Source organism: Chryseobacterium gallinarum, from assembly GCF_001021975.1.
Lineage (GTDB): Bacteria > Bacteroidota > Bacteroidia > Flavobacteriales > Weeksellaceae > Chryseobacterium > Chryseobacterium gallinarum.
On sequence record NZ_CP009928.1, the window covers coordinates 817155 to 842953 of the forward strand.

Annotated in this window: 21 protein-coding genes; 12 read left to right on the forward strand and 9 right to left on the reverse strand. The window is 36.1% G+C overall.

Features of this window, described 5'->3' with window-relative positions; translation table 11 throughout:
- Positions 1 to 39 precede the first annotated feature (39 nt).
- Positions 40 to 903 (forward strand): glycoside hydrolase family 25 protein, encoded by an 864-nt coding sequence (locus OK18_RS03735; RefSeq protein WP_053327126.1) that lies wholly within the window; start codon positions 40 to 42, stop codon positions 901 to 903.
- Positions 904 to 1039: 136 nt separating this feature from the next.
- Here the strand turns inward: OK18_RS03735 and OK18_RS03740 are convergent, their stop codons facing one another.
- Entirely contained in the window at positions 1040 to 2695 is a 1656-nt protein-coding gene (locus OK18_RS03740) for an alpha/beta fold hydrolase (protein ID WP_053327127.1), read from the reverse strand.
- A 256-nt stretch (positions 2696 to 2951) separates the two neighbouring features.
- Between OK18_RS03740 and OK18_RS03745 the strand changes: the two genes are divergently transcribed.
- The gene (locus OK18_RS03745) at positions 2952 to 4847 is read left to right on the forward strand and encodes an ABC-F family ATP-binding cassette domain-containing protein (protein WP_053327128.1); all 1896 of its coding nucleotides are present in this window, start codon (positions 2952 to 2954) and stop codon (positions 4845 to 4847) included.
- A 108-nt stretch (positions 4848 to 4955) separates the two neighbouring features.
- Here OK18_RS03745 and OK18_RS03750 read toward each other — a convergent pair whose 3' ends face one another.
- Positions 4956 to 6011 carry a Gfo/Idh/MocA family oxidoreductase gene (locus tag OK18_RS03750; RefSeq protein ID WP_053327129.1) on the reverse strand — a complete coding sequence of 352 codons (1056 nt, stop codon included), beginning with the start codon at positions 6009 to 6011 and terminating at the stop codon, positions 4956 to 4958.
- Between the two features lie 176 nt (positions 6012 to 6187).
- Here OK18_RS03750 and OK18_RS03755 point away from each other — a divergent pair, with 176 nt between their 5' ends.
- The 3 genes from OK18_RS03755 to OK18_RS03765 all read left to right on the forward strand — a co-directional run bounded on the left by OK18_RS03755 (position 6188) and on the right by OK18_RS03765 (position 9972).
- On the forward strand, positions 6188 to 8479 hold the full coding sequence (locus tag OK18_RS03755; protein ID WP_053327130.1) for a TonB-dependent siderophore receptor: 2292 nt from the start codon (positions 6188 to 6190) through the stop codon (positions 8477 to 8479).
- 85 nt (positions 8480 to 8564) lie between these two features.
- Positions 8565 to 9080, forward strand: a complete 516-nt coding sequence (locus OK18_RS03760; RefSeq protein WP_050022364.1) for a hypothetical protein — start codon at positions 8565 to 8567, stop codon at positions 9078 to 9080.
- A gap of 298 nt (positions 9081 to 9378) precedes the next feature.
- Positions 9379 to 9972: a hypothetical protein gene (locus OK18_RS03765; RefSeq protein WP_050022143.1), complete on the forward strand. Its 594-nt coding sequence runs from the start codon at positions 9379 to 9381 to the stop codon at positions 9970 to 9972.
- Positions 9973 to 10063: 91 nt separating this feature from the next.
- Here the strand turns inward: OK18_RS03765 and OK18_RS03770 are convergent, their stop codons facing one another.
- Entirely contained in the window at positions 10064 to 10699 is a 636-nt protein-coding gene (locus OK18_RS03770) for a peroxiredoxin (RefSeq protein ID WP_053327131.1), read from the reverse strand.
- 92 nt (positions 10700 to 10791) lie between these two features.
- Between OK18_RS03770 and OK18_RS03775 the strand changes: the two genes are divergently transcribed.
- Positions 10792 to 11679, forward strand: a complete 888-nt coding sequence (locus tag OK18_RS03775; RefSeq protein WP_053327132.1) for a mechanosensitive ion channel family protein — start codon at positions 10792 to 10794, stop codon at positions 11677 to 11679.
- A 204-nt stretch (positions 11680 to 11883) separates the two neighbouring features.
- On the opposite strand, the gene sucC is transcribed toward OK18_RS03775, so the two are convergent.
- The 5 genes from sucC to OK18_RS03800 all read right to left on the reverse strand — a co-directional run bounded on the left by sucC (position 11884) and on the right by OK18_RS03800 (position 17439).
- Positions 11884 to 13074, reverse strand: a complete 1191-nt coding sequence (gene sucC, locus OK18_RS03780; protein ID WP_050022145.1) for an ADP-forming succinate--CoA ligase subunit beta — start codon at positions 13072 to 13074, stop codon at positions 11884 to 11886.
- A 131-nt stretch (positions 13075 to 13205) separates the two neighbouring features.
- Positions 13206 to 14483 carry a chloride channel protein gene (locus tag OK18_RS03785; protein ID WP_053327133.1) on the reverse strand — a complete coding sequence of 426 codons (1278 nt, stop codon included), beginning with the start codon at positions 14481 to 14483 and terminating at the stop codon, positions 13206 to 13208.
- 2 nt (positions 14484 to 14485) lie between these two features.
- Positions 14486 to 14872 carry a DUF423 domain-containing protein gene (locus tag OK18_RS03790; protein ID WP_050022146.1) on the reverse strand — a complete coding sequence of 129 codons (387 nt, stop codon included), beginning with the start codon at positions 14870 to 14872 and terminating at the stop codon, positions 14486 to 14488.
- 1 nt (position 14873) lies between these two features.
- The gene (locus OK18_RS03795; RefSeq protein WP_053327134.1) at positions 14874 to 15944 is read right to left on the reverse strand and encodes a hypothetical protein; all 1071 of its coding nucleotides are present in this window, start codon (positions 15942 to 15944) and stop codon (positions 14874 to 14876) included.
- A 166-nt stretch (positions 15945 to 16110) separates the two neighbouring features.
- Positions 16111 to 17439 (reverse strand): hydroxymethylglutaryl-CoA reductase, degradative, encoded by a 1329-nt coding sequence (locus tag OK18_RS03800; protein WP_053327135.1) that lies wholly within the window; start codon positions 17437 to 17439, stop codon positions 16111 to 16113.
- Positions 17440 to 17594: 155 nt separating this feature from the next.
- On the opposite strand from OK18_RS03800, the gene OK18_RS03805 reads away from it, so the two are divergent.
- The 5 genes from OK18_RS03805 to gap all read left to right on the forward strand — a co-directional run bounded on the left by OK18_RS03805 (position 17595) and on the right by gap (position 23775).
- Positions 17595 to 18854, forward strand: a complete 1260-nt coding sequence (locus OK18_RS03805; RefSeq protein WP_050022365.1) for a putative DNA modification/repair radical SAM protein — start codon at positions 17595 to 17597, stop codon at positions 18852 to 18854.
- 107 nt (positions 18855 to 18961) lie between these two features.
- Positions 18962 to 19723: a TIGR03915 family putative DNA repair protein gene (locus OK18_RS03810; RefSeq protein ID WP_316932811.1), complete on the forward strand. Its 762-nt coding sequence runs from the start codon at positions 18962 to 18964 to the stop codon at positions 19721 to 19723.
- Between the two features lie 1068 nt (positions 19724 to 20791).
- A complete protein-coding gene (locus tag OK18_RS03815; RefSeq protein ID WP_053327137.1) occupies positions 20792 to 21667 on the forward strand; it encodes a DUF4846 domain-containing protein in 876 nt (291 codons plus the stop codon).
- A gap of 83 nt (positions 21668 to 21750) precedes the next feature.
- Entirely contained in the window at positions 21751 to 22737 is a 987-nt protein-coding gene (gene pfkA / locus OK18_RS03820) for a 6-phosphofructokinase (protein ID WP_053327138.1), read from the forward strand.
- Positions 22738 to 22770: 33 nt separating this feature from the next.
- Positions 22771 to 23775 (forward strand): type I glyceraldehyde-3-phosphate dehydrogenase, encoded by a 1005-nt coding sequence (gap, locus tag OK18_RS03825; protein WP_053327139.1) that lies wholly within the window; start codon positions 22771 to 22773, stop codon positions 23773 to 23775.
- Between the two features lie 97 nt (positions 23776 to 23872).
- On the opposite strand, the gene OK18_RS03830 is transcribed toward gap, so the two are convergent.
- Positions 23873 to 24424, reverse strand: a complete 552-nt coding sequence (locus OK18_RS03830) for a hypothetical protein (protein WP_050022151.1) — start codon at positions 24422 to 24424, stop codon at positions 23873 to 23875.
- Positions 24425 to 24602: 178 nt separating this feature from the next.
- Here OK18_RS03830 and OK18_RS03835 point away from each other — a divergent pair, with 178 nt between their 5' ends.
- Positions 24603 to 25787 (forward strand): oxygenase MpaB family protein, encoded by a 1185-nt coding sequence (locus tag OK18_RS03835; RefSeq protein WP_053327140.1) that lies wholly within the window; start codon positions 24603 to 24605, stop codon positions 25785 to 25787.
- Positions 25788 to 25799: the final 12 nt, after the last annotated feature.

A 25799-nucleotide genomic window follows, 5' to 3' on the forward strand; every position in this document is an offset into this window, starting at 1 on the left:
AGCATTTAGCAGTGAAAAAAGTTAGTTTTGCAAAACTTTATGACACCTAAAAAGTACACCAAAAAAACTGCCAAACAAATCCACAGGAAGAGACGGAAGAAGTATTTTTTCCGGAGATGGATGCTATTGGCGATATTAATAATTGCGTTAATAGGGACCGGATTTTATTTAAAACAATCTGTCAGCTATTATTATGCCTTATACTTTAATAAGTTTGTTCATAAAAAACTTCATAACAGTGAAAAGGAAGCTTCAAGGATTCAACGGATACTGGCAAGCAATCTTGATAAAACCTATGGCTTTGATGTTTCCCATTATCAGAATAAGGAAGATATCAAATGGGACAGTCTCAGCATCGGAAATAAAACGATACCGCTGGAATTTGTTGTAATGCGGGCTACTATGGGAAACCGTAGTGCTGACAAACATTTTGATGAATTCTGGGAAAAAGCCAAAAAACATGATCTTATCCGCGGAGCTTACCATTTTTACAGGGCCGATGAAGATCCTGTTATTCAGGCTAATAATTTTTTAGCTAATGTAAAACTGGAAAGTGGAGATCTTCCTCCTATTTTAGATATTGAAAAAATTCCTAAACGCAAAACCAACAAAAAGCTTATTGAAGATTTAAAAATATGGTGTAAAATCGTGGAGGAAACTTATGGTGAAAAGCCTATTATTTATACTTATTATCATTATTATAAAGATTTCCTGAAAGGTGAATTTGACGGTTATCCGCTTTGGCTCGCCAATTACAATGATGTTCCGTCACCATCTCCGGATGACCAGTGGGATTTCTGGCAGTTTACAGAAAATGGGATTGTTCACGGAATTAATACTAAAGTAGATCTTGATATTTACAATGGTAATTCCTGGTCTCTGAAAAGGTTGACGTTGGATTAATAGCAGGAAGGTTTCTAAGCTCCCGATAGTAATTATAAGTTTATTTTAATGATTATTAGTGATTTAAAAAAAATGCTTCTTTTAATTCAAAGTTGAAATTAAAAGAAGCAATCTATAACTTCGAGCCTCTATCTTCCTATTTACTCTTTTCAAGAAAACTCAGTATATCGGCATTAAGTTGATCTGGTTTTTCATAAGGAACCATGTGAGTAGTATCATTATAAATTTTCTTTTCAGCATTGGGAATTTGCTGGGAAATAAATTCTGTATGATCCGGCTTGATAACATCCCTGTCTCCCGCAATAACCAAAACCGGACTTTTTATTTTATTTAGATCATTTTTACTGATATTAGGCTCCGTAAGCATGATCTTTAAAAGCCTGCGTTCTCCCAAAGTTTCTTTAGCTGCTATGTCATTCAGCTGTTTCATCTGATTGGTAAAACGTTCAATAAGTTTATCTTCCACTCCTTCAGGAAAAGCGTTCGCCCCGATGGTTATCAATTTATTAAGACGATCAGGATATTTCAGTGCAAATTCAAGTCCTGTATTTCCACCATCACTCCATCCCACAATATTAATTTTATCAAGCTTCAGGTTGTCTGCTAATGCTTTTACATCATCTGCAAATAATTTATAGGTAAAATCTTTTTTGGAGGTATCTTTGCTTCTCCCCTGCCCCCTTGTATCTACCGCAATAACCTTATACTGCTTAGATAAAACTGGAATTTGCTTGTAAAAATCTTTGATACTGCCTGAATTTCCGTGAAGTAATACTAAAGGTTTACCTTCTCCATATACTTCATAATAAAGATCAGTATCTTTCAGCTTTAAATATTTTCCGGCAGAGTCATTTTTACCATATATAGACTGATTGGCTTCCTCTATGTTCTTTGAATTATCGGTTATCCAACTCTGAGAGATATCATCATCTGCATACACACCAGCATCTTGTATATCTTTTCCGCTTTTATCCACTTTCACATCAATATTAATGGCAGGTGCTGCAATGGACATTTTTTTCCAGTCTCCATAGAATTCTCTGATAAATCCCGTTTTAAACAATGCTGCACTGATTTTAATGCTCCCGTTAAATGCTTTTAAAAATTGAATGCCAACAAAAAACTTTCCCTTCACCCAAATATTATAGTCATTAACATCAAGCCTATAAGTTCCGTCTTTAATCATATCTTCAGTAAGCTCTACTGTAATTTCTTCATTCAGAATATTTTTATCAGGGTAACCATCCTTTTCACTGTAAATACTGTACCGCATAAGAACCGGTTCTGTGGAAATATATCGGGCGATATTCAGATTAATATTCTTGATTTTGGATCTTTTCTTAGTGTTAAACTCCAAAGCTGTTTCACCAAGAAAACGTGCTTTATCTCCCGCCGGATTAACGAAATATAAGACACTTTTGCTTTTTGTTGTTACCCCCCAATTTTTATCAACCAGTTTTTTAGGCTTAATAGCAATTTCTTTGATTGTTTTAGTTTTTTCATTTAAGAATACCTTCTGCTGATCGTGCTTTTTGAAATCCTGTATAGCTTCTTCATACAGCTCATATCCCGGAACCTCTATTTTTACTTTCTGCTGTGGATTCAGGCCGGTAAGATCTATTGCGAAGTTCCCTTTCCCATCAGAGATGGTTCCGTTGGTTTCCTTTTCCACTCCAATCTTTACATATGGAACGGGCTGATTTTCATTTTTGGAAATAATGGTTCCTGAAATCACCTGTGCATTGAAAGCTGAAACTGTAAGAATAAGGAATAAAACGCTGAGTTTTTTCATGGTAAAAGTTTGATGCAAACTTATCTACTTTATCACTATCAACATTCATAAGGTATTATTAAATTTAATGGCTCTTTAGTTAAATTTATACTAAAAAATTAAGTTCCAGTCTATGAGTCCTAAAAATCTTAACATTATCCTCTTTTTTAAGAAATCATAAATATTCATTTTTATAAAGCACGTTCCGGGAAATTGTATGGTTACATTTTCGTACTTTTGCCGCTCAATTCAATTCAAAACAAACCATTAAATTCTAATGAATTACGTTTCTGCTGAAAACCTTACCAAGTCTTATGGTATAAAAGTGTTGTTCGAAAACATTTCTTTTCACATCAATGAAGGAGACAAAATAGCTATTGTCGCCAAAAACGGAAGTGGAAAATCTACGCTTCTGAAAATACTAATGGGAAAAGAAATTGCTGATAGTGGCAGTGTAGTCATTAATAAGGATATCCAGGTGGTTTTATTTGACCAGGAGATTGATTATGACCCCAACCTCAGTGTTGAGGAATTTATGATGACCCTGGATTCTGCACCGATTCTTGCCTTGAAGAATTACCATCAGTCACTACATTCCACTGATCATAATTTCATTGAAAAAGCATTAGCCGATATGGAAGTGCACAAAGCATGGGATCTGGAAAATGAAATGAAACAAATCCTTTCCCAGCTTAAAATTACCGATCTTGACGCTAAAATGGGAACCCTGTCCGGAGGTCAGATCAAGCGTGTAGCGTTGGCAAAGCTTTTAACAGAAACCAGAGCAGAACACAGACATACTTTACTGATTATGGATGAGCCTACCAACCACCTGGACGTGGACATGGTAGAATGGCTTGAAAACTATCTGAATAAAGCAAAAATAACCCTGTTGCTTGTTACCCACGACCGGTATTTCCTGGACAGTGTGTGCGACATTATCTGGGAGATGGAAGACGGAGCTCTTTATACCCATAACGGCTCCTATGCCACCTATCTTGAAAATAAGATGATCCGTGAGGAAAACCTGAATGCCACCATTGATAAAGCAAACAACCTTTACAGGAAAGAACTTGAATGGATGCGAAGACAGCCCAAAGCAAGAACTACAAAATCCAAAAGCAGAATTGATGCTTTTTATGAAACGGAGAAAGTAGCCAAGACCGACACCAGAAAAGACGGACTTGAACTGGACTTTGAAATGAAGCGCCTGGGCAATAAAATTCTTGAACTGAAACATATTGACAAAAGTTTTGGTAATAAAGTTTTACTAAAAGATTTCAGCTACCAGTTCCAGCGGGGTGAGAAAGTAGGGATTGTCGGGAAAAACGGAGCTGGAAAGTCTACCCTTCTGAATATCATCCAGGGATTTGAAAAAGCCGATCGTGGTGAAATAGAAACAGGAGAAACCATTTCTTTCGGTTATTTCTCTCAAAAAGGTCTTACCTATAAAGAAGATGAGCGTGTTATAGATTTTATTAAGGAAATTGCAGAGTTTTATCCTTTGGCCAATGGAAAAAGCCTGTCTGCATCGCAGTTTTTAAGGTTATTCTTATTCGATGATCAGACGCAGTATTCTCCCATATCAAAACTCTCAGGTGGTGAAAAAAGAAGACTTCATCTGATGTATATTTTATACCAGAATCCTAATTTCCTGATTTTTGATGAGCCTACCAATGATCTCGATCTTCCCACTTTAACGGTTCTCGAGAACTTTTTGCAACAATTCCAGGGATCTTTAATTATTGTTTCCCACGACCGATATTTTATGGATAGAATCGTGGACCATGTTCTGGCTTTTGAAGGCGATGGAAAAATAAGGGATTTTGTAGGAAACTTCTCCGAATACCGTGAAGCTAAAAGCCGCGAAGAAGCTCTGGAAAAAAATACAGCCATAAAACCTGAGCCTGCAAAAGAAACGATGGCTGCTACAGAAAATACACCATCATCCAATTCTCAAAAAAGAAAACTGACATTCAAAGAACAAAGAGAACTGGAAACTATAGAAAAAGAAATGCCGGAGCTGGAAGAGCAACGTGCAAAGATCCTGGAATTACTCAATAATGAAGCAGATTATGAAAAAATAGCCAGGCTTTCAGCGGAATTGGAGGCCGTTTCCGAAAAACTGGAAAATCATGAAATGAGATGGCTTGAGCTTCAGGAAATCATGTAAAAATGAGTGATGAATGAGACTTGGGGCTTTAGGATAAAGGGCAGAAAGTGTACTTCTGCCACCATTAAGCTTCAACCTTCCTTAGCTCATTCATAACTCACTATAATTTTATAACGATACTATCTTTCCTTCTTGGGCACTTTTCAATGAAGCATCGATGATTTTCATGTTCAGGATAATTTCATTTCCCGGAGAAGGTAAGGTGTGTCCGAAAACAATATGTTCATAGATTTGCTGATAGTAGTGCATATAATTACCCGCGTCACTGAAAGTCAGAATTCTTTCCGTTTCGGAGTTTTCATTTAAAAAGTTCAGAATGCCATCAGCTTCTTTTAGGGGTAGCATCCACTCTTTACCGTATACCGGAATAGCACCTGCTACCAGTTCACTTTCCTGATTATCGGTTCTTTCCTGTAAAAAGCTCCCCCTGTCTCCATGGATTTTATAAGCATAATGGTCTTCTTTGGTAAAAACTGAAGACTTCAGTCTTACCCTCAGGTTGTTTTTGTAGAACAGTAAAATCTCAAAATAATCATTCGCAAATTCTTCACCTTTCATAGAGAATACATCTGCAAAAAGCTTCTCAGGGAAGCCGAAATATTGTACCGCCTGATCCACAAGATGGGCGCCAAGATCGTGAAGTGAACCTGATCCGGACTGATCCGGACTTTCTTTATGTTGTTTTCCACTAGGGGCAGTCCTGAACCTGTCAAAACGTATTTCCGCTTCTTTAATAATCCCCAGTTTTTTTTCAGCTAAAACCTTTTGAACCTGTAAAAAATCTCTGTCGAATCTTCTGTTTTGATATACACTTAAAAACAGTCCTTTTTCTTCTGCAAGGCTAACCAGTTCTTCAGCTTCTGCAACGTTCACCGTGAATGGCTTTTCAACAATAATATTTTTCCCAGCCTCCAAAGCTTTCCTGGCATATTCATAATGCGTTTGAACCGGAGTATTGATGATCACCAGTTCTATATCTGCATTTTGAAGCATTTCTTCTACAGAGCGATATATCGTTGCTTCAGGATATTTTTCTTTAGATTCCTCCTTGCTTCGCTCTACTATTCCTGAAATAGAAAATCCGGGGTGTTCTTTTAAAAATGGCGCATGAAACACTTTTCCGCTCATTCCAAAAGCACACAATCCTGCTCTTACCAATTGCATAATCTTAATTTTTAACAAATATATTCATAAAAACCGGATAATAGTCTGTCTGGATTCCATAGAAATAATATTTACCCATCCTGAAAGCATGACAAAAATCATGAAATTATTTTTATCTATTCTAAACAAATACTTACATTTGCGCGTTATTTAAAACTGTTCTACATAAAAATAAAATGAAAAGACAATTACTTTCCCTAGGTCTTCTATTTACTGCTGTTTCATTAAGTGCGCAGTTAAAAAACTTTGAAGCAGATACTATCAGAACCCAAACGATTGAGGATATCAACCTTCATAAAACGGGAAATCCTAACCAGGCGAGAACTTTATCTACAAAGTCAAACCTTACGGTAATGGAAAACCCGCAGCCGATTGCTATTGTTACCCATGAAATCATTGAGCAGCAACAGGCCAAGCAATTGAGTGATGTTCTACAAAACGTAAACGGGATGTATGTAACTTCATCCAGGGGAAATTCTCAGGACAGCTTTGGTGGGCGTGGTTTTATTTTAGGAAATGATAATATTTTCAAGAATGGATCAAGAATAAACAGTGGAGTTTTCCCTGAAGTAAGTGGTCTGGAAAGAGTAGAAGTTTTAAAGGGAGCAAACGCAATGCTTTACGGAAATACTGCTGCCGGTGGTATTGTCAACATGATTACAAAAAAACCTAAATTCAATTTTGGGGGAAGCATAGGATTAAATGGCGGAAGCTGGAATTCCTATAAGCCTACAATTGATGTTTATGGCCCTTTATCTAAAAATATTGCTTTCAGAGTAAACGGTGCATACGAATATGCTGAAAGTTTCAGAGATGTTGTACAATCTGAAAAATATTATTTCAATCCGTCATTCTTATTTAATTTAAGTGATAGATCTCAATTAATTGTTGAGGCAGATTATCTTAAAAATAACTTTACCCCGGATTTTGGACTTGGGTCTATTACTGAAAAAGACCAAAGCTACAGATTGAATGATAGTTTTTCCAGAAACGTTTTCTTCGGAACTGACTGGCAATATCAAAATGTACAGCAAACTTCTACGAATGTAACTTTCAATCATCAGTTTAACGAAAGATGGTCTTTAAATGCTACAGCTTCTTATCAAAACTATACGAAAGATTATTTTTCCTCTGAAAGAGTACAATGGATCTATGACACTAAAGATAAAACTGTAGATCCCAACAGGTTATCATGGAAAAGACCTTTTGGTAAAACGTATAACGAACAAAATTATACTTCTGCACAAGTAAACATCAATGGTGAATTCAATACCGGAAAAATCAACCATAAGGTATTAATTGGTTCAGATGCGGATTACAGCCAAGCAGATGCTTATGCATATAATGTTACAGATCCAAAAAATCTTCTCTATTTAGATGATCCTTCAACATGGGGAAGTATTGGCATGCCTAATTCTACCCTTAATACAAGAAACAGAATCAATACAAGAAGAATTGGAATCTATGCACAAGATTTTATCAGCTTAACGAAGCAACTAAAAGTAATTGCTGGATTAAGATGGTCTTATATAGAAAATATGCCTACACTAACAACCCGTTTTGCATCAAATGAGAAATTTGAAGTAGCCAATTCTTCAACATCTGATAATGCATTTTCTCCAAAAGTGGGGTTGGTTTATGCTCCGAATGAAAATCTTTCGGTATTTGCAACGTACACGAATTCATTTGCTTCAAATGCAGGATATACTTCAGATCAGTTTGGTACAGTAAATACCAATCAAACTGTAACTCAAATTCAAAATCAGCTAACCGGGTTATCAAAACAAAGCATAAAACCATCAACAGTTGATCAATACGAAATTGGTGTAAAAAAGAACTTCTGGAACAATGCGTTAGCGGTTAACTTAACGGCTTACCAGATTATGTACAACAATTATTATCAAACTTATTGGTTTATTCCTACAACTACGCCTAATGCAGCACCGGTAAATTCAACAGATACCAACCTTAAAGAATTTGCAGGAAATATGAGAAGCCGTGGTGTGGAATTAGACATTACGGGAAATCCTACAGAAAACCTATCTATTATCGGAGGTTTTTCTTATAATAATTCTGTATACCTTAACACTCCTGAAAAAGGATATGTTGAAAACCAAAGACTGGTAAGAACACCGGCTACAACAGCAAATGTTTCCGTTTTCTATAAATTTACGAACTATGTAAAAGGATTAAAAATTGGAGCTGGAATTTATTACATCGGAGACAGAATCGCCGGATGGAATGATACTAAATCTACCAATGTAAGCAGAAACAATGTAACTAGAATGTTTGATCTAAAAGATTATACTACTGTTTCTCTATCAGTTGGTTACGAGTGGAAGAAGTTCTCTATCCAGGGAAGAGTGGGTAACCTGTTTGATGTTGTAAACTACAACGTTCACGAAAATTATTCAGTAAACCCGATTACCCCAAGAAATTATTATTTTACATTGACATACAGACTTTAGAATTAAATATATAATTACTCTTATTAAAGTGGAAATTGCATTGTTGCAGCTTCCACTTTTGAAATTTAAAACAAAACAATACGATATGGATAAGATTAAAGACACAAGAAGTTTCATGAGAGTCACTCACCGTTATCTTGGATATTTCCTTGCGGGTATTATGGCGGTGTATGCCGTAAGTGGAGTTATTTTGGTCTACAGGGACACAGATTTCCTGAAAAGTGAAAAAAAATATGAAAAGACTTTATCTGCCAACCTATCTGAAAAAGAACTGAAAAAGGAGCTGAAGATGAAAGGCCTTGAAGTGGAAAAAACAGAAGGCACCGTTCTTCACTTTAAAAAAGGAACTTATGATTCTGCAACCGGAGTAGCCAAATATTCAAAAATGGAACTGCCGTTTGTATTGGATAAAATGGTTTCGCTTCACAAATCACAGTCTAAGGATGCTATTGCCCCTTTAAGCGTATTTTTCGGAGTGGCACTCTTCTTTTTTGTTATTTCTAGTTTCTGGATGTTCAATCCTAAAACCAAAGCCTTCAAACGTGGGATCAGGTTTACCATTGCAGGGCTGATTGTTTCAATTATTCTTCTGTTTATTTAAATACCTTAATTCAGATTATATAATTAATGACTGTCTTCCGCTTGATTTATCAGATCAATAAAGCGGAAGACAGTCATCTTTTTGAAGTTCAATGACTTCCATATTATGCTTAGTGAATCTCAGTTTTTTATTTTTATAGTTACGAAATTATCAGGAGAATTGTTAAAAAATTAAAAAGTACATTGCATGAAATTTAACACTTTTTTTGAAAATTTGTCTAAAATTAAGACTCTGGCACATTTATTGTTTTTTCTATAATTCGTGAATAATAAACATTTAATTATTAAAATAATAAATTATGAAAAAACTTATTTTAACAGGGATATTAGCTGTAGCAGGTTTAACAGCAACTGCAAACGCTCAGATTCAAAAAGGTAATTGGATGGTAGGAAGCAGTTTAATATCAAGTAATTTCGGATTAAATACAGGTGGCGGATATCAAATTGACATACAACCCAAAGGAGCTTATTTCATTGAAGATAATCTAGCCGTTGGAGGATATGTAACATTAGGTATCGGTAAATCTTCTAAGGAGGCGAGTACAAGATTTGATTATGGTGTAGGTGCTTTAGGACGTTATTATCTTTCTCCTGGAGAAAAAGGTGTGGACAACTTATTACATCACGGTAGATGGTTCTTCGAGGGTAACTTAGGTGTAGGTGGTTATTCTATCAGCAATGGAGGTAACTCTACGACAGGTCTTGACTTTGGTGTAGGTCCAGGTTATTCATACTTTATCACACCAAACATTGGTCTGGAAGGTTTAGTAAAATATGCAGGTGTAACAGGTTTCGGCAATAAAGGTTTAACATCTAACATTACCTTTAATTTAGGATTTAGTATTTATTTGCCAACTTCTAAAGCTAAGCAAGTTATCAACGAGGTTAAGTAATCTTACTACTCATAAAAAAATAAAGCGCCCCGGATTTATTCCGGGGCGCTTTTCGTACAAATTAAAACTAAACTATAAAAAATCAAATAAATCATGTATTCGGTTGTGGAGTATATCTCAGATAGGGTTTTATTTCTGTAACGCCCTTAGGAAATATCTTTCTTGCATAGTCCGTTGAAATAGATGGAGGAACAATCACGTCTTCCCCGTACTGCCAATTCACAGGAGTGGCAACTGTATGTGCATCTACCAATTGCAAAGAGTCTAATACTCTCAATATTTCATTAAAATTTCTTCCTGTAGAAGCGGGATAGGTAATAATCAATCTTACTTTTTTGGCAGGATCTATAATTAATAGAGAACGTACGGTAGCTGTAGTTGAAGCATTAGGATGTATGAAATCATACAGTTCTGAGATTTTCTTATCTCTGTCTGCAATAATCGGAAACCGGACCTCTGTATTTTGGGTTTCATTAATATCCTTAATCCAGTTCTGGTGGTCCTCTACCCCATCCACACTCAGGGCAATAACTTTTGTATCTCTTTTCTCAAATTCAGACTGTAATTTTGATGTGTATCCTAATTCCGTAGTGCAAACCGGAGTATAATCTGCCGGATGTGAAAATAAAATCCCCCATGAATCTCCGAGATAATCATAGAAATTAATCACGCCTGAAGATGATTCTGCCTGAAAGTTGGGTGCTGTATCTCCTAATCTGATTGACATAATATTTTGTTTTATAGTCTACAAATTTAGTAGACTTTTTGAAACTGACAAATTTTTTGCTGAAAATTTATATCTTTAACTAAAAAATATTCATGCAGAAAACTGGAATCAGTTATATTGATGTTGTTTACAAAGTCCTGGAAAACTGGTATGTAACTTTTGCCGAGCTTACCCCAAAGCTGATTGTCGGAATCCTGGTATTCACATTTTTTCTTCTTACCAGCAAATACCTGAGCATAATTGCAGTAAAGCTTTTTCATAAATTTTTCCCGAAAAGCCAGAAAGAAAGCTCTCTGGTTACGTTAATCGGAGTATTCAGATTTCTAATTATGCTAATGGGAACGTTTATCTCCCTCGAAATAATGGGATTCAGCGGCTTTCTTTGGAAGTTTATCGGAAGTTTAGGTGTGGCGGGGGTTATTGCCGGGGTTGCCTTGAAAGACCTTGTATCGAGTATCTTTTCGGGAATGCTGATCGGAATTGATAAGGCTTTTAAAGTGGGAGATTATATTACCATCGGAACTCATTCCGGGACCGTACAGGAAATCGGTTTTTTAACAACAAAGATTCTTACAGATGATGGCAAAAAAGCATATATTCCTAATCAGGTAGTTTTTAATGCACCATTTTATAATATTACAGCATCACCACAACGAAGAATTATATTAAACTTTGAAATTCCTGCAGATGAGGATATCAGCAAAGCACAAAAAAGTATTCTTAATGTGATTAAAAATCTTGACAATGTGGATAAGCTGGATACGGCAGAGGTTATTTTTACAGACCTCAAACAAGGGGCATTTAACCTTCAGGTCAAATTCTGGATTAAAGTAGGTGCTAACCTGGCTCAGGTGAGAAGTAAGGCCTATTTAAACATTAAAGAACGTTTTGATGAGGATAAAATTCAACTTGTAACTCCAACGAGTATCAGTATTACGAATGGAGATTCCAGCTTACCCGAAAGTCATCAGGATAAATAATAAATGTCTATAAAATAAAGGCCACTTCAAAACTAAGGTGGTTTTTCATTATAGCTTTTTTTGAGAAACCTAACAGGTTTTTGAAACCTGTTAGGTTTAAATAACTTTGCTGAAATTATTAACAAAATTTTGCCCTTGCATTGGCCAACAAAAAACCGCTCCACAAGTGTGAAACGGTTTTCTTATTTATTTGAAAATTTTAGATTACGCTAAAACTTCTTTTACTTTGTTTGCAGCTTCTTCTAAAGTAATTGCAGAGTGTACCGGAAGACCAGACTCATCGATTAATTTTTTAGCTTCAACAGCGTTAGTTCCCTGTAATCTTACGATCAATGGAACCGGAAGGCTACCCATAGCTTTGTAAGCATCTACAACCCCTTGAGCAACTCTGTCACATCTTACAATACCTCCGAAGATGTTGATCAGGATTGCTTTTACGTTTGGATCTCTTAAGATGATTCCGAAAGCAGTCTGTACTCTCTGAGCATCTGCAGTACCCCCTACATCAAGGAAGTTAGCAGGGTTACCACCTGATAATTTGATGATATCCATAGTTGCCATAGCAAGACCGGCACCGTTTACCATACAAGCAACGTTACCATCCAGTTTTACGAAGTTAAGACCCGCTTCACCTGCTTCAACATCCATTGGATCTTCTTCTCTTGTATCTCTTAATTCCGCTAAGTCTTTGTGACGGAATAATGAGTTATCATCTAAAGTTACTTTAGCATCTACAGCGATAATTTTGTTATCAGAAGTTTTCAACACAGGATTGATTTCGAAAAGCGATGCATCGATACCAACGTAAGCGTTATATAAAGAGGTAATGAATTTAGTAAATTCTTTGAAAGCATTTCCTTCAAGACCTAGGTTGAAAGCAATTTTTCTAGCCTGGAACCCTTGAAGACCTAAAGCTGGATCAATGATTTCTTTGTGAATCAAGTGAGGAGTTACTTCAGCAACGTGCTCGATATCCATACCTCCTTCAGTAGAATATACAACTGTATTTTTACCTTCAGCTCTGTCTAACAGGATAGAAACATAAAATTCTTTAGTTTCTGATTCACCTGGATAATATACATCCTCTGCAACCAAAACAGAATTTACTTTTTTACCCTCAGCAGAAGTTTGTGGTGTTACCAACTGCATTCCGATGATGTTCTGAGCGTTTTCTTTAAGTTTATCCATGTTTGGAGAGAACTTTACACCACCACCTTTACCACGACCTCCTGCGTGGATCTGTGCTTTTACTACCCATCCCTGAGCGCCGGTTTCAGCAGTTAGTTTTTCTGCAGCAGCTACAGCTTCATCTACGTTATTCGCTACGAAACCACGTTGGATAGCTACTCCGTACTTTGATAAAATCTCTTTTGATTGATACTCGTGAAGATTCATATTATTTTTATTATTTTATTTAAATATTTAAAGGTTGACAAATTTACTAAAAAGACACGGAAGTTCAAGTTTATTGACTTAAAATTTAAAGTCCTGTTGACTTGATTTTTAACATATCATTTGATTTTCCCTTATTCTTCCGCCAATTTCTCTGATTGTGATCCGATAAACGGAATTTTTGGTGCCAGGAAATATCCTGTAAGACTGGCGAACAATATCGGCACAAAATAAGTAAACCCTGTTAATGTTCCTAAAATGATCGTTGTACTCATCGGAGTTCTCGTTACACAGGCATTGATTGCTGCCATACAGCTTACAATGGCAAGCGTGGTGTCTACATTGGGAAATAAATTGTGGATAATTAATCCTAATGTGGTTCCCACGAAGAAAAGGGGAATGATGAAGCCTCCTCTCCATCCTGAAGTTACGGTAATGGCAATGGCTACTATTTTAAAAACAAGGACAAGGATCAGAAAATTCAATCCGAAATTCCCACCAATCAACTGGTTGATTTCGTTATGTCCAAAATATCTTGTAATAGGGAAATTATAAGCAATAACGCCTAAAATGATCCCTCCTACCAAGGTTTTAATATAGATGGGAAGATTTCTGTATTCAAAAAGTTTTTTAAAAAATTTCACGACAAAAATGAAAATCCATCCGAAGAATGTTCCTACAACTCCAAATAATGTGGCATATAAAAAATCATATACTCCCGTGTAATGGTAAGCCTTTAAATCCCAGGTTGCTCCAATACCCAAATGAATGATCAGAGCAAACATCAGGTAGCTGAAGCAGCTTGCTACTAATGCAGGGATAATAGCTTTATAATATTCTACAGCATGTTTATGATGCAGGATTTCCAATGAGAAAAGACTTCCTCCCAGTGGAGCTCCGAACAATGCTGTAAATCCGGAAGCCATTCCGGCAATACTTAAGGAACGCAGTTCTTCACCTTTCAGCCTGAATATTTTCCCCAACCAGGTTCCTGTAGATCCGGTTACCTGTACCAAAGGAGCTTCTGGACCTAAGCTTCCCCCTGATGCCACACAAAAAAGTGACGAAAGAATCATGGATGGATTGTTCTTTGGCTCCAGCTTTCCTTTATTAAATCTGATATTATTAACAATCAGATGGATTTCCCCGGGATCACCAATAAAATGGATCACTAATCCTGCCAGCAATCCGCAGATCGCCATCGTAGGAATTACTTCCCATCCCTGAAATTCAGCAAGGAACTCCGTAAAATGCTCCAGTACGATCCAGTATCCACCGGCAATAATACCGCCTACCAAACCGGTAAAAGCCCACATAAAAAAAGTACGGCTGAACACAAAAGGATTAAATCTTATCGGCTGGTCCAATAAGTTAAAGGTTCTTATAAGCCGTCTTCTCCTGTTAATTTTCATTCTCAGATCTTATTTTTAGCAAAATAAAGAATCAGCATTCCCCAGCTTAGGATCATTAATAAACCTCCTAGCGGGGTAATAGGTCCTAAAAATTTAAGATTAGCTCCTAAATAATCCTGCATACTTAAGAAATAGATACTTACTGAGAATAAAAACGTTCCGGCAATCATTAAAATGGACGTCCATTTTTCCGTTGATGTTTCAAATTTTAAAATATACCCGATAATCAGCAGAAAAAAAGCTGCATACATCTGGTATCTTACTCCCGTTTCAAAACTTTCAAGTCTTTCTACGGACAATATCTTCTTCAAGGCATGTGCTCCGAATGCGCCGAGTATTACTGACAGCATTCCATACACCGCTCCAAAAATTAAAGTAATTGTTTTCATTTTATAACTCTTCTAATTCTAGGGTTAAATATTTTTTTGTTCTATAATCCTGCCATGTCCCGATGATTTTATTTCCTTTTATATCGGCTTCCACCAGAGCTCTTGGTATCCATGCTTTCAATTCTTCACTATGATAATCATCTTCTATGATAGAGAAATGATCCTGAACAAACTTTCCTCTCCAATGGATCAGCTTTTTATTCTTGTCATACCAGTACACAGCTGAAAAAGAATTATCCTCATTAATTTCGTTGAATAAAACCGTAATGGGGTATTTTCCATTAATTTTGCCTTTATACAATTTATTTCCCGGACCGGTTTGACCAATTGTTTCAGAACCGGATATCAGATTCTTTCCATAAGGGCTCCAGTACTTTTCAAGTTCTTTATAGGTAAATTCAAGTTCGTGGCTTCCCAAATCATCCAGCGCCCGCATTGCATGATTGGAGCATCTGCCTGCTACAAAAGTCAGCTTGTCCTTTCCAAAAAAATACCTGATACCGTTCAAAGTATAATCCATGAAACACCCTTCATATAAATCAATCTGATCCTGAATTTCTTCTGAAGGATTTTTTTCAGATTTTAATGTAACAAGAAAGTCATCAACTCTTTTTTTTATTCTTTTTTGAATCAAACCTGCAACTGTTTTAGCAGTACTCTTTTGAAATAAAGCTTCAGCATTGATATAATTCCCTGTCCTTAAATCGAAATTTTTCCAGTCTGCAAATTCCTCAGGATATGCACCGATAGCTTCTCCATGTATTCCTATACTTAGAATATCCTTAGGTGTCTCCAGCTTTTCCCAATCATAATAGTAAATATAATTGGAGTATGAAGTCGTTCCTGTAGAGACTAATTTGGAAGGGTCTCCACCTGTCCCCGGGATGTATTCCAGTTCTTTTACCTGCAGGAATGTATTGATCTTATTTTCTACTTCCGGACGGTCCGGATAAGAAATCACAGGAAACACAAAGTTTTCAATCTTTGGTGGCAAATTGCTTATTTTTAAATTTTTCTGTTGTGAAAAACTTACACCGGAAATCAATAAGAAAAGCAGAACACTTTTTTTCATTATTTCGATTTTAGGTACATTAAAATAAATTTAGCCACCAAAGTAGAAATGCCCAGTATGATAAACATATTGGCAAATCTCTTGGAACTTTGGAATCCCGGTGATGTTGTTTTCTTCAAAAAGAATCCAAAGATGAGAAATATGATGGGCAAGATAATCTGTAGCATTAGTTCCCTCTCATTCTGTTAAACTCATTGATTACCTCGTGATGGCTTACCGTTTTATCTTTAAAGTAAGTCACAAAATGTTGTTTCTCCTCTTCTGTAGCTCCTAATTGATTCAGAATATTCAATAAATGCATTTTCATGTGACCTTTCTGAATACCTGTTGTTACCAATGAACGCAGAGCTGCAAAATTTTGGGCTAATCCAGAAACAGCCAGAATACTCATCAATTCCTGTGCGGAAGGTTTTCCCAGTAAAGCCAGAGAGAATTTTACCAATGGATGAAGATTGGTAAGACCTCCTACAACGCCTACAGAAATCGGAAGATCGATCCAGAACCTGAAAACGCCGTTATCGGTAGTACAGTGGGTCAAAGACCGGTATTTTCCGTCTCTTGCAGCATAGGCATGAGCACAGGCTTCAGTTGCCCTGAAGTCGTTTCCGGTTGCAATCACCACTGCATCTACTCCGTTCATTACTCCTTTATTATGAGTAGTTGCGCGGTAAGGTTCAATTTCAGCAATGGTAACAGCTTGTTTAAACTTGGATGCAAATTCCTCAGGAGAAATTCCGCTGTCATCTTTTAAATCTTCCATTTTACAGGAAACCTCAGCTCTTACGATACAATCCGGAGTAAAGTTGGAAAGAATATTCATCACGATTTGCAATGAGTTTTTTTCATCCTGGGTAAAGTCCTCGCTCGTGGCAACTTCCTGTCTTAGTGTTTTACCAAACTGCTCAAGACATGAATTGATAAAGTTGGCTCCCATCGAGTCTACCGTGTCAAAGCTTGCCTTCAGCTGGTAATAATTTGGCATTTCTGCTGTTTTATCCACAAGGCTGATGTTTAAGATTCCTCCACCACGTTTTCTCATATTGGCAGTGATATCTTCTGTAGCCTCCAATAATTTTTTCTTTAGACTAAAATTAAAGAAATGTAATAATTTATGAGATTCTACATTAAATATGAAATGGGTATGCCCCAATTTTTCCGTATTGATAATGGTTGTTTTAAAACCACCTTTATCAATCCAGAATTTTGCAGCTTTAGAGGCCGCAGCGACTACGGAACTTTCTTCAACAGCCATTGGCAGAGCCAATAGTTTTCCGTCAATCAGAAAATTTGGAGCAATTCCATAAGGCATATAAAAATTGGAAATCGTATTTTCAGAAAACTCTTCGTGAAGTTTCTGAAGGTCGGCATCTTCGTTCCAATATTGTTTTAATATATTTTGATATTCCTGATTTCCTTCAAGGTATTCGTTTACAAGCCAGTCGATTTTCCCCTGCTTTGGAAGCTTGGAAAAACCTTCAATCGGTTTATGATTCATAATAGAAACTTTAATGAGCCGTAAATATAATGATTTTGAGACTCTTTTTTGTTGATAACTTCCATGAAAAAAGGTTGACATTTATCAATTTTGGAACTAAATTTGGACAATGTTTAAATACACATCCGATACAAAATGTATCAATTATTAAGAATATGAATTTTGACCGTCTTAAAGAAAAGCTTGAAATCCTTGCCGATGCAGCAAAGTATGATGTCTCCTGCTCATCCAGCGGAGGGACAAGGAAAAATAAAAAAGGAGCTTTAGGTGATAGCTCCGCAAGCGGCATCTGCCATACCTATACCGAAGACGGAAGATGCGTTTCATTGCTTAAAATTTTACTGACCAATCATTGTATCTATGATTGCGCTTATTGCGTTTCCAGAAGTTCAAATGACATTAAAAGGGCAGCATTTACAGTAGAAGAAGTAGTAGATTTAACAATTAATTTTTACCGTAGAAACTATATTGAGGGACTATTTCTAAGTTCAGGAATTTTCAAAAATGCAGATACCACGATGGAACGATTGGTACGAGTAGCTAAAAAACTTCGTCTGGAAGAAAATTTTAATGGCTATATTCATTTAAAATCTATTCCCGGGGCGAGTGATGAACTGATGCAGGAAGCAGCTTTATATGCAGACAGACTATCTGTGAATCTTGAAATCCCAACAGAAAGCGGTTTAAAATTATTGGCTCCGGAAAAGAACAGACATGATATGATCAGTCCGATGAGATACATCCAAAAAGGGATTACGCAGTATCAGGACGAGAAGAAAATCTTAAAGAAAGTTCCCAAGTTTGCCCCGGCAGGGCAATCTACTCAGATGATTGTAGGTGCTACCAACGAAAATGATCTTCAAATCATTAAAGTGGCTGACCATTTTTATAAAAATTTCAACCTGAAAAGGGTTTATTATTCCGGATATGTTCCGGTGCTGGAGGATAAAAGACTTCCTTCATTAACTACAGAAGTTCCGATGCTTCGTGAAAACAGGCTATATCAGTCTGACTGGTTGATGAGATTTTATGGTTTTAAAGCAGAGGAAATTTTAGATCCTGACATCCCTTTCCTTGATCTGGAAGTGGATCCGAAGTTAAGTTGGGCATTGCGACACTTGGACCAATTTCCCGTCAATCTTCAGACCGCTGACTATCAAATGATTTTAAGAATCCCGGGAATTGGAGTAAAAACAGCTCAGAAAATTGTGAGCGCAAGGCGGTTTCAAATTTTACATATGGATCATTTGAAAAAGTTAGGAGCCGCTGTAAACCGCGCGAAATATTTTATTGATTTTAATGCCGGGAATGCTTATCTGAAATATTTGACAGATAAAAACCTTAGGAAATTGCTGGTTGGTGGAAGTTCATCAAAATTTCACAATCAATTTTCTCAACAACTGAGTTTATTTTAAAACGAGTTAAAATTAATATATTATCAGAAATAAAACATTTTTTTCAGGGTTCTTCTACATCAGTAACCGGAAACATGACAAAAAAGTCAATTTTATTATATTTTTAAATGATGACCACTCTACTCTACGACGGAAGTTTTGACGGACTTTTCACAGCAATATTCGAAATTTTTGAATATCGCTATAAAGATGTGGAAATTGTGAGTAGGGAAAGGTTTCATCAGGAAAATATTTTTGCAGAGATTCATGAAGTGATTACTCAGCCTGATAAATCTGAGCGAGTCTTAAAAAAATTAGAACAAAATCTGGGAAAACAAGGAATATATAAGCTTTTAAAAGTCTTTTTATCTGAAGATCCTGAATTGGAAAAAGTAACACTATCAGCAGTAAAACAATCTGTAAAGAATCCTCAACAAAATATTCTGGAAAATTATGCCGACTCTGATATCATGAAAATATCCAAAATCTGTAAATCTGTAGATAGAGAAAGTCACAGGATGACAGCATTCGTCCGTTTTGAGAAAATGCAGGATGGTATTTTCTTTTCAAAAATAGATCCTGACTTCAATGTTCTTCCTTTAATCAGAAAACATTTCAGCGACCGTTACCAGGATCAAAAATGGATGATCTATGATCTGCGAAGAAATTATGGGATCTTTTATGATCTGGAAACTTCTGATTTCTTTTATCCGGAAGAAAAATTAGATGGTAAAAATTATCAGGAAAAGTTTCATGATGAGGAAAGGAACTATCAAACACTTTGGCAACGGTATTTTACCAAAACCAATATTGTGGAAAGAAAGAATCTGAAACTCCATGTACAACATGTTCCCAAAAGATACTGGAAATATCTGACCGAGAAGTGGTGAGAACTGTTTATAGTTTTATCTGTGATTGTTAGTTTGTTGATAACTTTTTATTTTTCCTATAAAGGCATTTAAATATATGGAAAATAAATAGGTTGCTATACATATTTATTTGTGGATAACTTCTTTATTAACTATAAATATTCGCCTGATTTTAGGCACGCAGATTTTAACTTCTGCGCGCTTCTCAACATTATACTGTTAACTTTAAAAAACTAAAGTGTCTAAAAACTTTTGTGACTTTTGTGGTTTTAATTGTAACCACTGATGACACAGATATCCACAGATGTTTACGGATAATTTTTTTATAGCATGGTTGAATCCAAATCCCCTATACAAGGATTACCCATAACTAATTGTTTATCACTAATTCCCAGCATAATCACAATCAACAATTTCACTTTGTGGATAACTTTTTTATGAATTATCGCTCGTGAAAACCCTTGTGAAACAGCTCTACAAAAGGATTACACAATAGATTAATTACCATTCACTTACATAAAAATCACAATTCCCATTCCCATATTGTGGATAACTTTTTCAAGACATAATAAAAATGGACACAAATGTTGATCTTACCCGCAGATTATGCCAATACTGCAGAAAGTATTTGATTTTTGACGTAAGTGTTTTTCGAGTTTTTATGTTTTAGCTAAAAAATAATTGAAGCAGTAAAAACTTGTATGTCTTTTATGGTGACTGTTTCATCGACAAAACTCATATTGTGGATAACTTTTTCAAGATTAAAATAACATGAATACGCTATACAAAGGCCATACATAATAAATTAATTATCATACCATTACCTTGTAAGTGCAACTCACACTTCCATATTGTGGATAACTTTTTCATATACGACGGGCAAGATAAATTAACATAAATGCCCTGTACAAAGGATAAAACAAACATATTCATTATCAAAATCTTACAATACAAAATACAATTTACGCTATCACATTGTGGATAACTTTTATTTCCGGATTGTTCGTAGAGTTTTTTTTGACGAATAGCTTTGCTTCAATACTTCAAATTTCACAAAAAATCCCATATTTGTAACCCAATCAAATGAATATGAAAAGAATTAGCTCAGGACTGATTATTGCTATGCTTCTTTTAAGCTGTACTCATGATAAAACTCCATCATCAAACCGAAACTCTCAGAATACAAAAGATAAGGCTGCTGAAAGTCTGTTGAAGATCAATCAACATAAAATTACCATTAAAGAAAGATTTTCTCCTCCTAAGGATTATAAATGGGTCGATGAAAAATCAGATTCTTTCGGATACTTCATTGAAAATTTTAAACTTAAATCTTATGGAAGTCCGGTTCTAAAATATGATGGAACACCAGTTTCCACTCAACATCTTCACGAAGCCGTATTTGATATCGATACGGGAAATAAAGATTTACAACAATGCGCAGATGCTGTTATCCGTCTGAGAGCCGAATATCTCTATAAAGCAAAAAAGTATGATGAAATCAGATTCCATTTTACAAGCGGTGATCTGCTGAGCTGGAATGATTATAAAAATGGAACCAGAGCTTTTGTCAGTGGTAATTCCGTAAGTTTCAGAAAAACGGCCAATTTTGATGATTCTTATCAAAACTTCAGGAATTACCTGGACCTCATCTTTAATTATGCAGGAACCATTTCATTAAATAAGGAAACAAAACCGGTTGCACAAAATCCAGATATAAAAACCGGGGATATTCTGATTACTCCTGGAAGTCCGGGACATGTAGTATTTATTGCAGGAGTATGTAAGAATAAACAAGGAAAAAGATTGTTTTTATTGGGCGAAGGCTTTACTCCGGCACAGTCTGTACACTTACTGTCCAATCCTTTTAATAAAAATATTTCGCCATGGTATGATCTTGATATCCATGCTCAGGAAACCAAAACAGCACGGTATATTTTCAAACCGACAAATCTCAGAAGCTTTTAATTCTATATATTCAAAACTATTGAAAAGTTACTGCAATAATCTGAACTTGTTTTTGTAAATTTGTGTTCGAAATTTTTTACTAGATGAAAGAGAGTGCTGTAAAAAAGATTGCAGTTCTTACTTCAGGAGGAGATTCTCCAGGTATGAATGCTGCATTAAGAGCGGTAGTAAGAACCGCCAATTACTATAATATCGAATGCTACGGAGTTAGAGAAGGTTACAACGGACTCATCAACGGTGATTTTCTGAAAATGGGCCCTCGTTCCGTAAAAAATATAATCAACCAGGGCGGAACGATTCTAAAGTCTGCCAGATCCACCGAGTTCAGAACGAAAGAAGGCCGCCAGAAAGCTTATGACAACTGTGTAAAGCTTGGTATTGACGGTTTGGTATGTATCGGGGGAGACGGTACTTTTACCGGAGCCAAAATCTTTAATGAAGAATTTGGGATCAGAGTGATCGGAATACCGGGGACTATTGACAATGATATTTTCGGAACCGATAATACCATCGGATATGATACGGCACTGAATACTGCTATGGAAGCTATTGATAAAATCCGTGACACTGCAACTTCCCACAACAGGGTTTTCTTTGTAGAAGTAATGGGGCGAGATGCCGGATTTATTGCTTTAAACAGCGGATTGGCTACCGGAGCTTTAGATATCCTGATCCCTGAGAAAAAAGACAGCATGGATGACCTTTTCGCAAACTTCAGAAAAGCTGAAAAAACAGGAAAAGCATCCAGTATTGTAGTGGTGGCAGAAGGTGAAAAATTAGGAAGCATTTATGATCTTGCCAACAAGACTAAAGAAGAATTCCCGGAATATGATATCCGGGTAACGGTTTTAGGTCACATCCAGAGAGGAGGATCACCAAGCTGTGCAGACAGAGTATTAGCGAGCAGACTCGGATTTGGTGCAGTAGTAGGATTAATGGAAGGACAAAGTAATGTAATGGCAGGGATGCGTTCCAATGACCTGGTATATACGCCTATCGAAGAAGCCATTAAAAAACATAACGAAATCAACAAAGATCTGATGTTGATTTCAGAAATTTTAGCAATCTAATTATTTTTATAAATCTAATAAAAACAAACTATTATGTCAACAATCAAAGTAGGTATCAACGGTTTTGGTAGAATTGGACGTCTTGTTTTCAGAGCAATGACTGAAAGAGACAACATTGAAGTTGTAGGAATCAATGACCTGATCAATGCAGAATACATGGCTTACATGTTAAAATATGACTCTGTACACGGAATTTTCCCGGGTGAAGTTTCTGTAGAAGGAAACGATCTTGTGGTAAACGGAAAAAGAATCAGAGTAACTGCTGAGAAAGATCCAAATAACCTAAAGTGGAATGAAATCGGAGCTGACTATATCGTAGAATCTACAGGTCTTTTCTTATCTAAAGATTCAGCTCAGGCTCACATCAATGCAGGTGCAAAAAAAGTAATCCTTTCTGCTCCTTCTAAAGATGATACTCCAATGTTTGTAATGGGAGTAAACCACAAGGAACTTACAGATGATATCAAAATTTTATCAAACGCTTCTTGTACAACAAACTGTTTAGCGCCTTTAGCTAAAGTTATCCACGATAAATTCGGAATCGTAGAAGGTTTAATGACTACTGTACACGCTACAACGGCAACTCAGAAAACAGTTGACGGTCCTTCAATGAAAGACTGGAGAGGTGGTAGAGCTGCTTTGAACAATATCATCCCTTCTTCTACAGGTGCTGCTAAGGCAGTAGGAAAAGTAATTCCTTCATTAAACGGAAAATTAACAGGTATGTCTTTCAGAGTACCTACTGTAGATGTTTCTGTAGTTGACCTTACAGTAAGATTAGAAAAAGCAACTTCTTATGATGAAATCTGTGCAGCGATCAAAGAAGCTTCAGAAGGTGAATTGAAAGGTATCCTTGGATACACTGAGGATGCAGTAGTATCTCAGGACTTCGTAGGAGATAAGAGAACTTCTATCTTCGACAAAGATGCTGGTATCATGCTTTCTCCTAACTTCGTGAAACTTGTTTCCTGGTATGACAACGAAATGGGTTATTCCAACAAGTTGGTAGATATGCTTGTACACGCTGCTTCTTTATAATAAATAATCAGCAATGAGTAATACAAAAGCCTTCCCGATGGGGAGGCTTTTACTTTTAGTTACTTTCAGGAAAATGAGTCTTTAAAATTTAATCCTTTTAATTAATGATAAGACTAAATAATTTGTCTGTGTCGTCTTCTACCGCTTTAACAGTGTAATCTGGTCTGTATTTAAAAACAGCATATAGTGTTCCTTTATTTTTACCCTTGCCTGCTACAGTCATTTTTAATCCGGCAGAACTTCCATCAGCAGCAACTGATGTCCCTTTGTTTGTGCCGACTACTCTAATCCATCCGTTGGTTGTATAAAAAGCAGGTGAAGGAGCAGAAACATAGGAATAGCCACAATTCTTTTTACCTCCGGAACTTTTGCTGGTACACCAATTTGTAACAGCCAGCTCTACGGATTTGCTTTCAAATTCACTTTTTCTATCTTTTTTAAATTTTGTTTTTAAATTAAGAAGACCATCATTCAATAGTTTTAATTTTTCAGACAAGGGAATATTCATTTCCTGGATTTCTGAATACATCATCGTATAATATGGTTTATACTCAGACAAATAAGCTGTATAAGGTTTTACTTCATAATCCTTTTGAGCTGAACACATGATAAATAGTGTTAAAAAAGTAATAATTGATAATTTTTTCATGACAATAGTTTTTAAGGGTTGTACTTGCTTAGAACAAAGGTTGGAAATTAAACGACACAAAAAAATTACCCGTTTGTGGTATTTTTCAGACTACTGTAGAAATTATATGGATAACTGATAAATCTCACCAGTGAATTCCGGTGCAAAACTTGTATTTTTATATACAAAGGAATGAACAATGATACAGCCCCGGTTTAAAGATGCTCCTCATTTCAAAAACTTTTGGGAGAATGGTAACGGAAGACAACTGATTGATTTTTCCGGTGCTGAAGTGAGTTGTAAAGACTTTGAAAAATTTGCCCCCTTCTTTTATCATATTGATGAAGCCGGAGATAATGTTGTAAAAGAAGTTTATTTTACAAAAAAGTTTCATGAAGCGTTCCGGGAAATCGAAGGATATATCCGGAAAGGTGTTTCAGAAACAGATTCCGTTCCTGAGAGTGTAAAAAAATTGTTTGCCCAAACACAAAAAGTTCCTGAATGGCTTGATGACAATTTACTGAAAAGCGGCGCTGAGCTTTGTATGCGCAGCAATCTTGATTCTTTAATTTCTTTAAGGGATTACTGCCTGATCGGAGGGTATGATTATGCTTACCTCAACAAACCGCTCATCGTTACCGAAGCTCTGAAAAAAGGAGCTGTAAAACGTCTTGCCGAGACCTTAGACTTTTGGGTAAATGTTACCCGTTATAGTGCCCTGGAACTTCATGCCAAAGGATATGAATTTGCCATAAAAACCCGTCTCATCCATTCCTATGCAAGGCTTTCCATCAAAAAGCATTATAAAAACTGGGACACTGAAAACTGGGGAGAGCCCATCAATTCCTGGGATATGATGGCCACCTATATTGGTTTCAGCCTTGTTTTCCTTCATAGCCTTCAAAAACTGGGAAACACTTTTTCGATTGAAGAAGAACATGGGATTTTTCACTTATGGAAATACGTCGGATACTTGTTGGGTATACCGGAACAGCTTCTTCCTGACAATAAAAAACAGGCTACAGAATATTTTTATTTATGGACCTCCGTTCAACCGCCTTCTGATAAAGACTCTGTTCTTCTGGCTCATTCCCTTCTCAACGAATCATTGGAGAATCCTATTTTAAAATTTAAGGTCCAAAGGAAGAGCTTAAGGTATCTTCATATCTGCTGTACGTGGTTCTTATTGGATGATGAAGTTTGTAAAAGGCTTCAGATCCCTGAAGTTTCCAATAAAAAACTATTCCCAAAGTCTAAAATATTGTTCAACAAAATTTATGACAAATTAGTAAGCCGGGACTCCAGAATAAAAAGAGGAAACAAAGATCAGATGAAAGTATTGGGAGACTACCTGAATATCACTAAAAATTCAAATTTTCATTAGGGTAGGCAGTAA

Coding starts and splice junctions, on each gene's coding strand:
- OK18_RS03810 (WP_316932811.1), top strand. CDS start 18,962: ATGATGACCACTCTACTCTACGACGGAAGTTTTGACGGACTTTTCACA.
- OK18_RS03790 (WP_050022146.1), bottom strand. CDS start 14,872: ATGAAAACAATTACTTTAATTTTTGGAGCGGTGTATGGAATGCTGTCA.
- OK18_RS03740 (WP_053327127.1), bottom strand. CDS start 2,695: ATGAAAAAACTCAGCGTTTTATTCCTTATTCTTACAGTTTCAGCTTTC.
- OK18_RS03770 (WP_053327131.1), bottom strand. CDS start 10,699: ATGTCAATCAGATTAGGAGATACAGCACCCAACTTTCAGGCAGAATCA.
- sucC (WP_050022145.1), bottom strand. CDS start 13,074: ATGAATCTTCACGAGTATCAATCAAAAGAGATTTTATCAAAGTACGGA.
- OK18_RS03785 (WP_053327133.1), bottom strand. CDS start 14,483: ATGAAAATTAACAGGAGAAGACGGCTTATAAGAACCTTTAACTTATTG.
- OK18_RS03800 (WP_053327135.1), bottom strand. CDS start 17,439: ATGAATCATAAACCGATTGAAGGTTTTTCCAAGCTTCCAAAGCAGGGG.
- OK18_RS03815 (WP_053327137.1), top strand. CDS start 20,792: ATGAAAAGAATTAGCTCAGGACTGATTATTGCTATGCTTCTTTTAAGC.
- OK18_RS03795 (WP_053327134.1), bottom strand. CDS start 15,944: ATGAAAAAAAGTGTTCTGCTTTTCTTATTGATTTCCGGTGTAAGTTTT.
- OK18_RS03735 (WP_053327126.1), top strand. CDS start 40: ATGACACCTAAAAAGTACACCAAAAAAACTGCCAAACAAATCCACAGG.
- OK18_RS03750 (WP_053327129.1), bottom strand. CDS start 6,011: ATGCAATTGGTAAGAGCAGGATTGTGTGCTTTTGGAATGAGCGGAAAA.
- OK18_RS03805 (WP_050022365.1), top strand. CDS start 17,595: ATGAATTTTGACCGTCTTAAAGAAAAGCTTGAAATCCTTGCCGATGCA.
- pfkA (WP_053327138.1), top strand. CDS start 21,751: ATGAAAGAGAGTGCTGTAAAAAAGATTGCAGTTCTTACTTCAGGAGGA.
- OK18_RS03745 (WP_053327128.1), top strand. CDS start 2,952: ATGAATTACGTTTCTGCTGAAAACCTTACCAAGTCTTATGGTATAAAA.
- OK18_RS03830 (WP_050022151.1), bottom strand. CDS start 24,424: ATGAAAAAATTATCAATTATTACTTTTTTAACACTATTTATCATGTGT.
- OK18_RS03835 (WP_053327140.1), top strand. CDS start 24,603: ATGATACAGCCCCGGTTTAAAGATGCTCCTCATTTCAAAAACTTTTGG.
- gap (WP_053327139.1), top strand. CDS start 22,771: ATGTCAACAATCAAAGTAGGTATCAACGGTTTTGGTAGAATTGGACGT.
- OK18_RS03775 (WP_053327132.1), top strand. CDS start 10,792: ATGCAGAAAACTGGAATCAGTTATATTGATGTTGTTTACAAAGTCCTG.
- OK18_RS03765 (WP_050022143.1), top strand. CDS start 9,379: ATGAAAAAACTTATTTTAACAGGGATATTAGCTGTAGCAGGTTTAACA.
- OK18_RS03760 (WP_050022364.1), top strand. CDS start 8,565: ATGGATAAGATTAAAGACACAAGAAGTTTCATGAGAGTCACTCACCGT.
- OK18_RS03755 (WP_053327130.1), top strand. CDS start 6,188: ATGAAAAGACAATTACTTTCCCTAGGTCTTCTATTTACTGCTGTTTCA.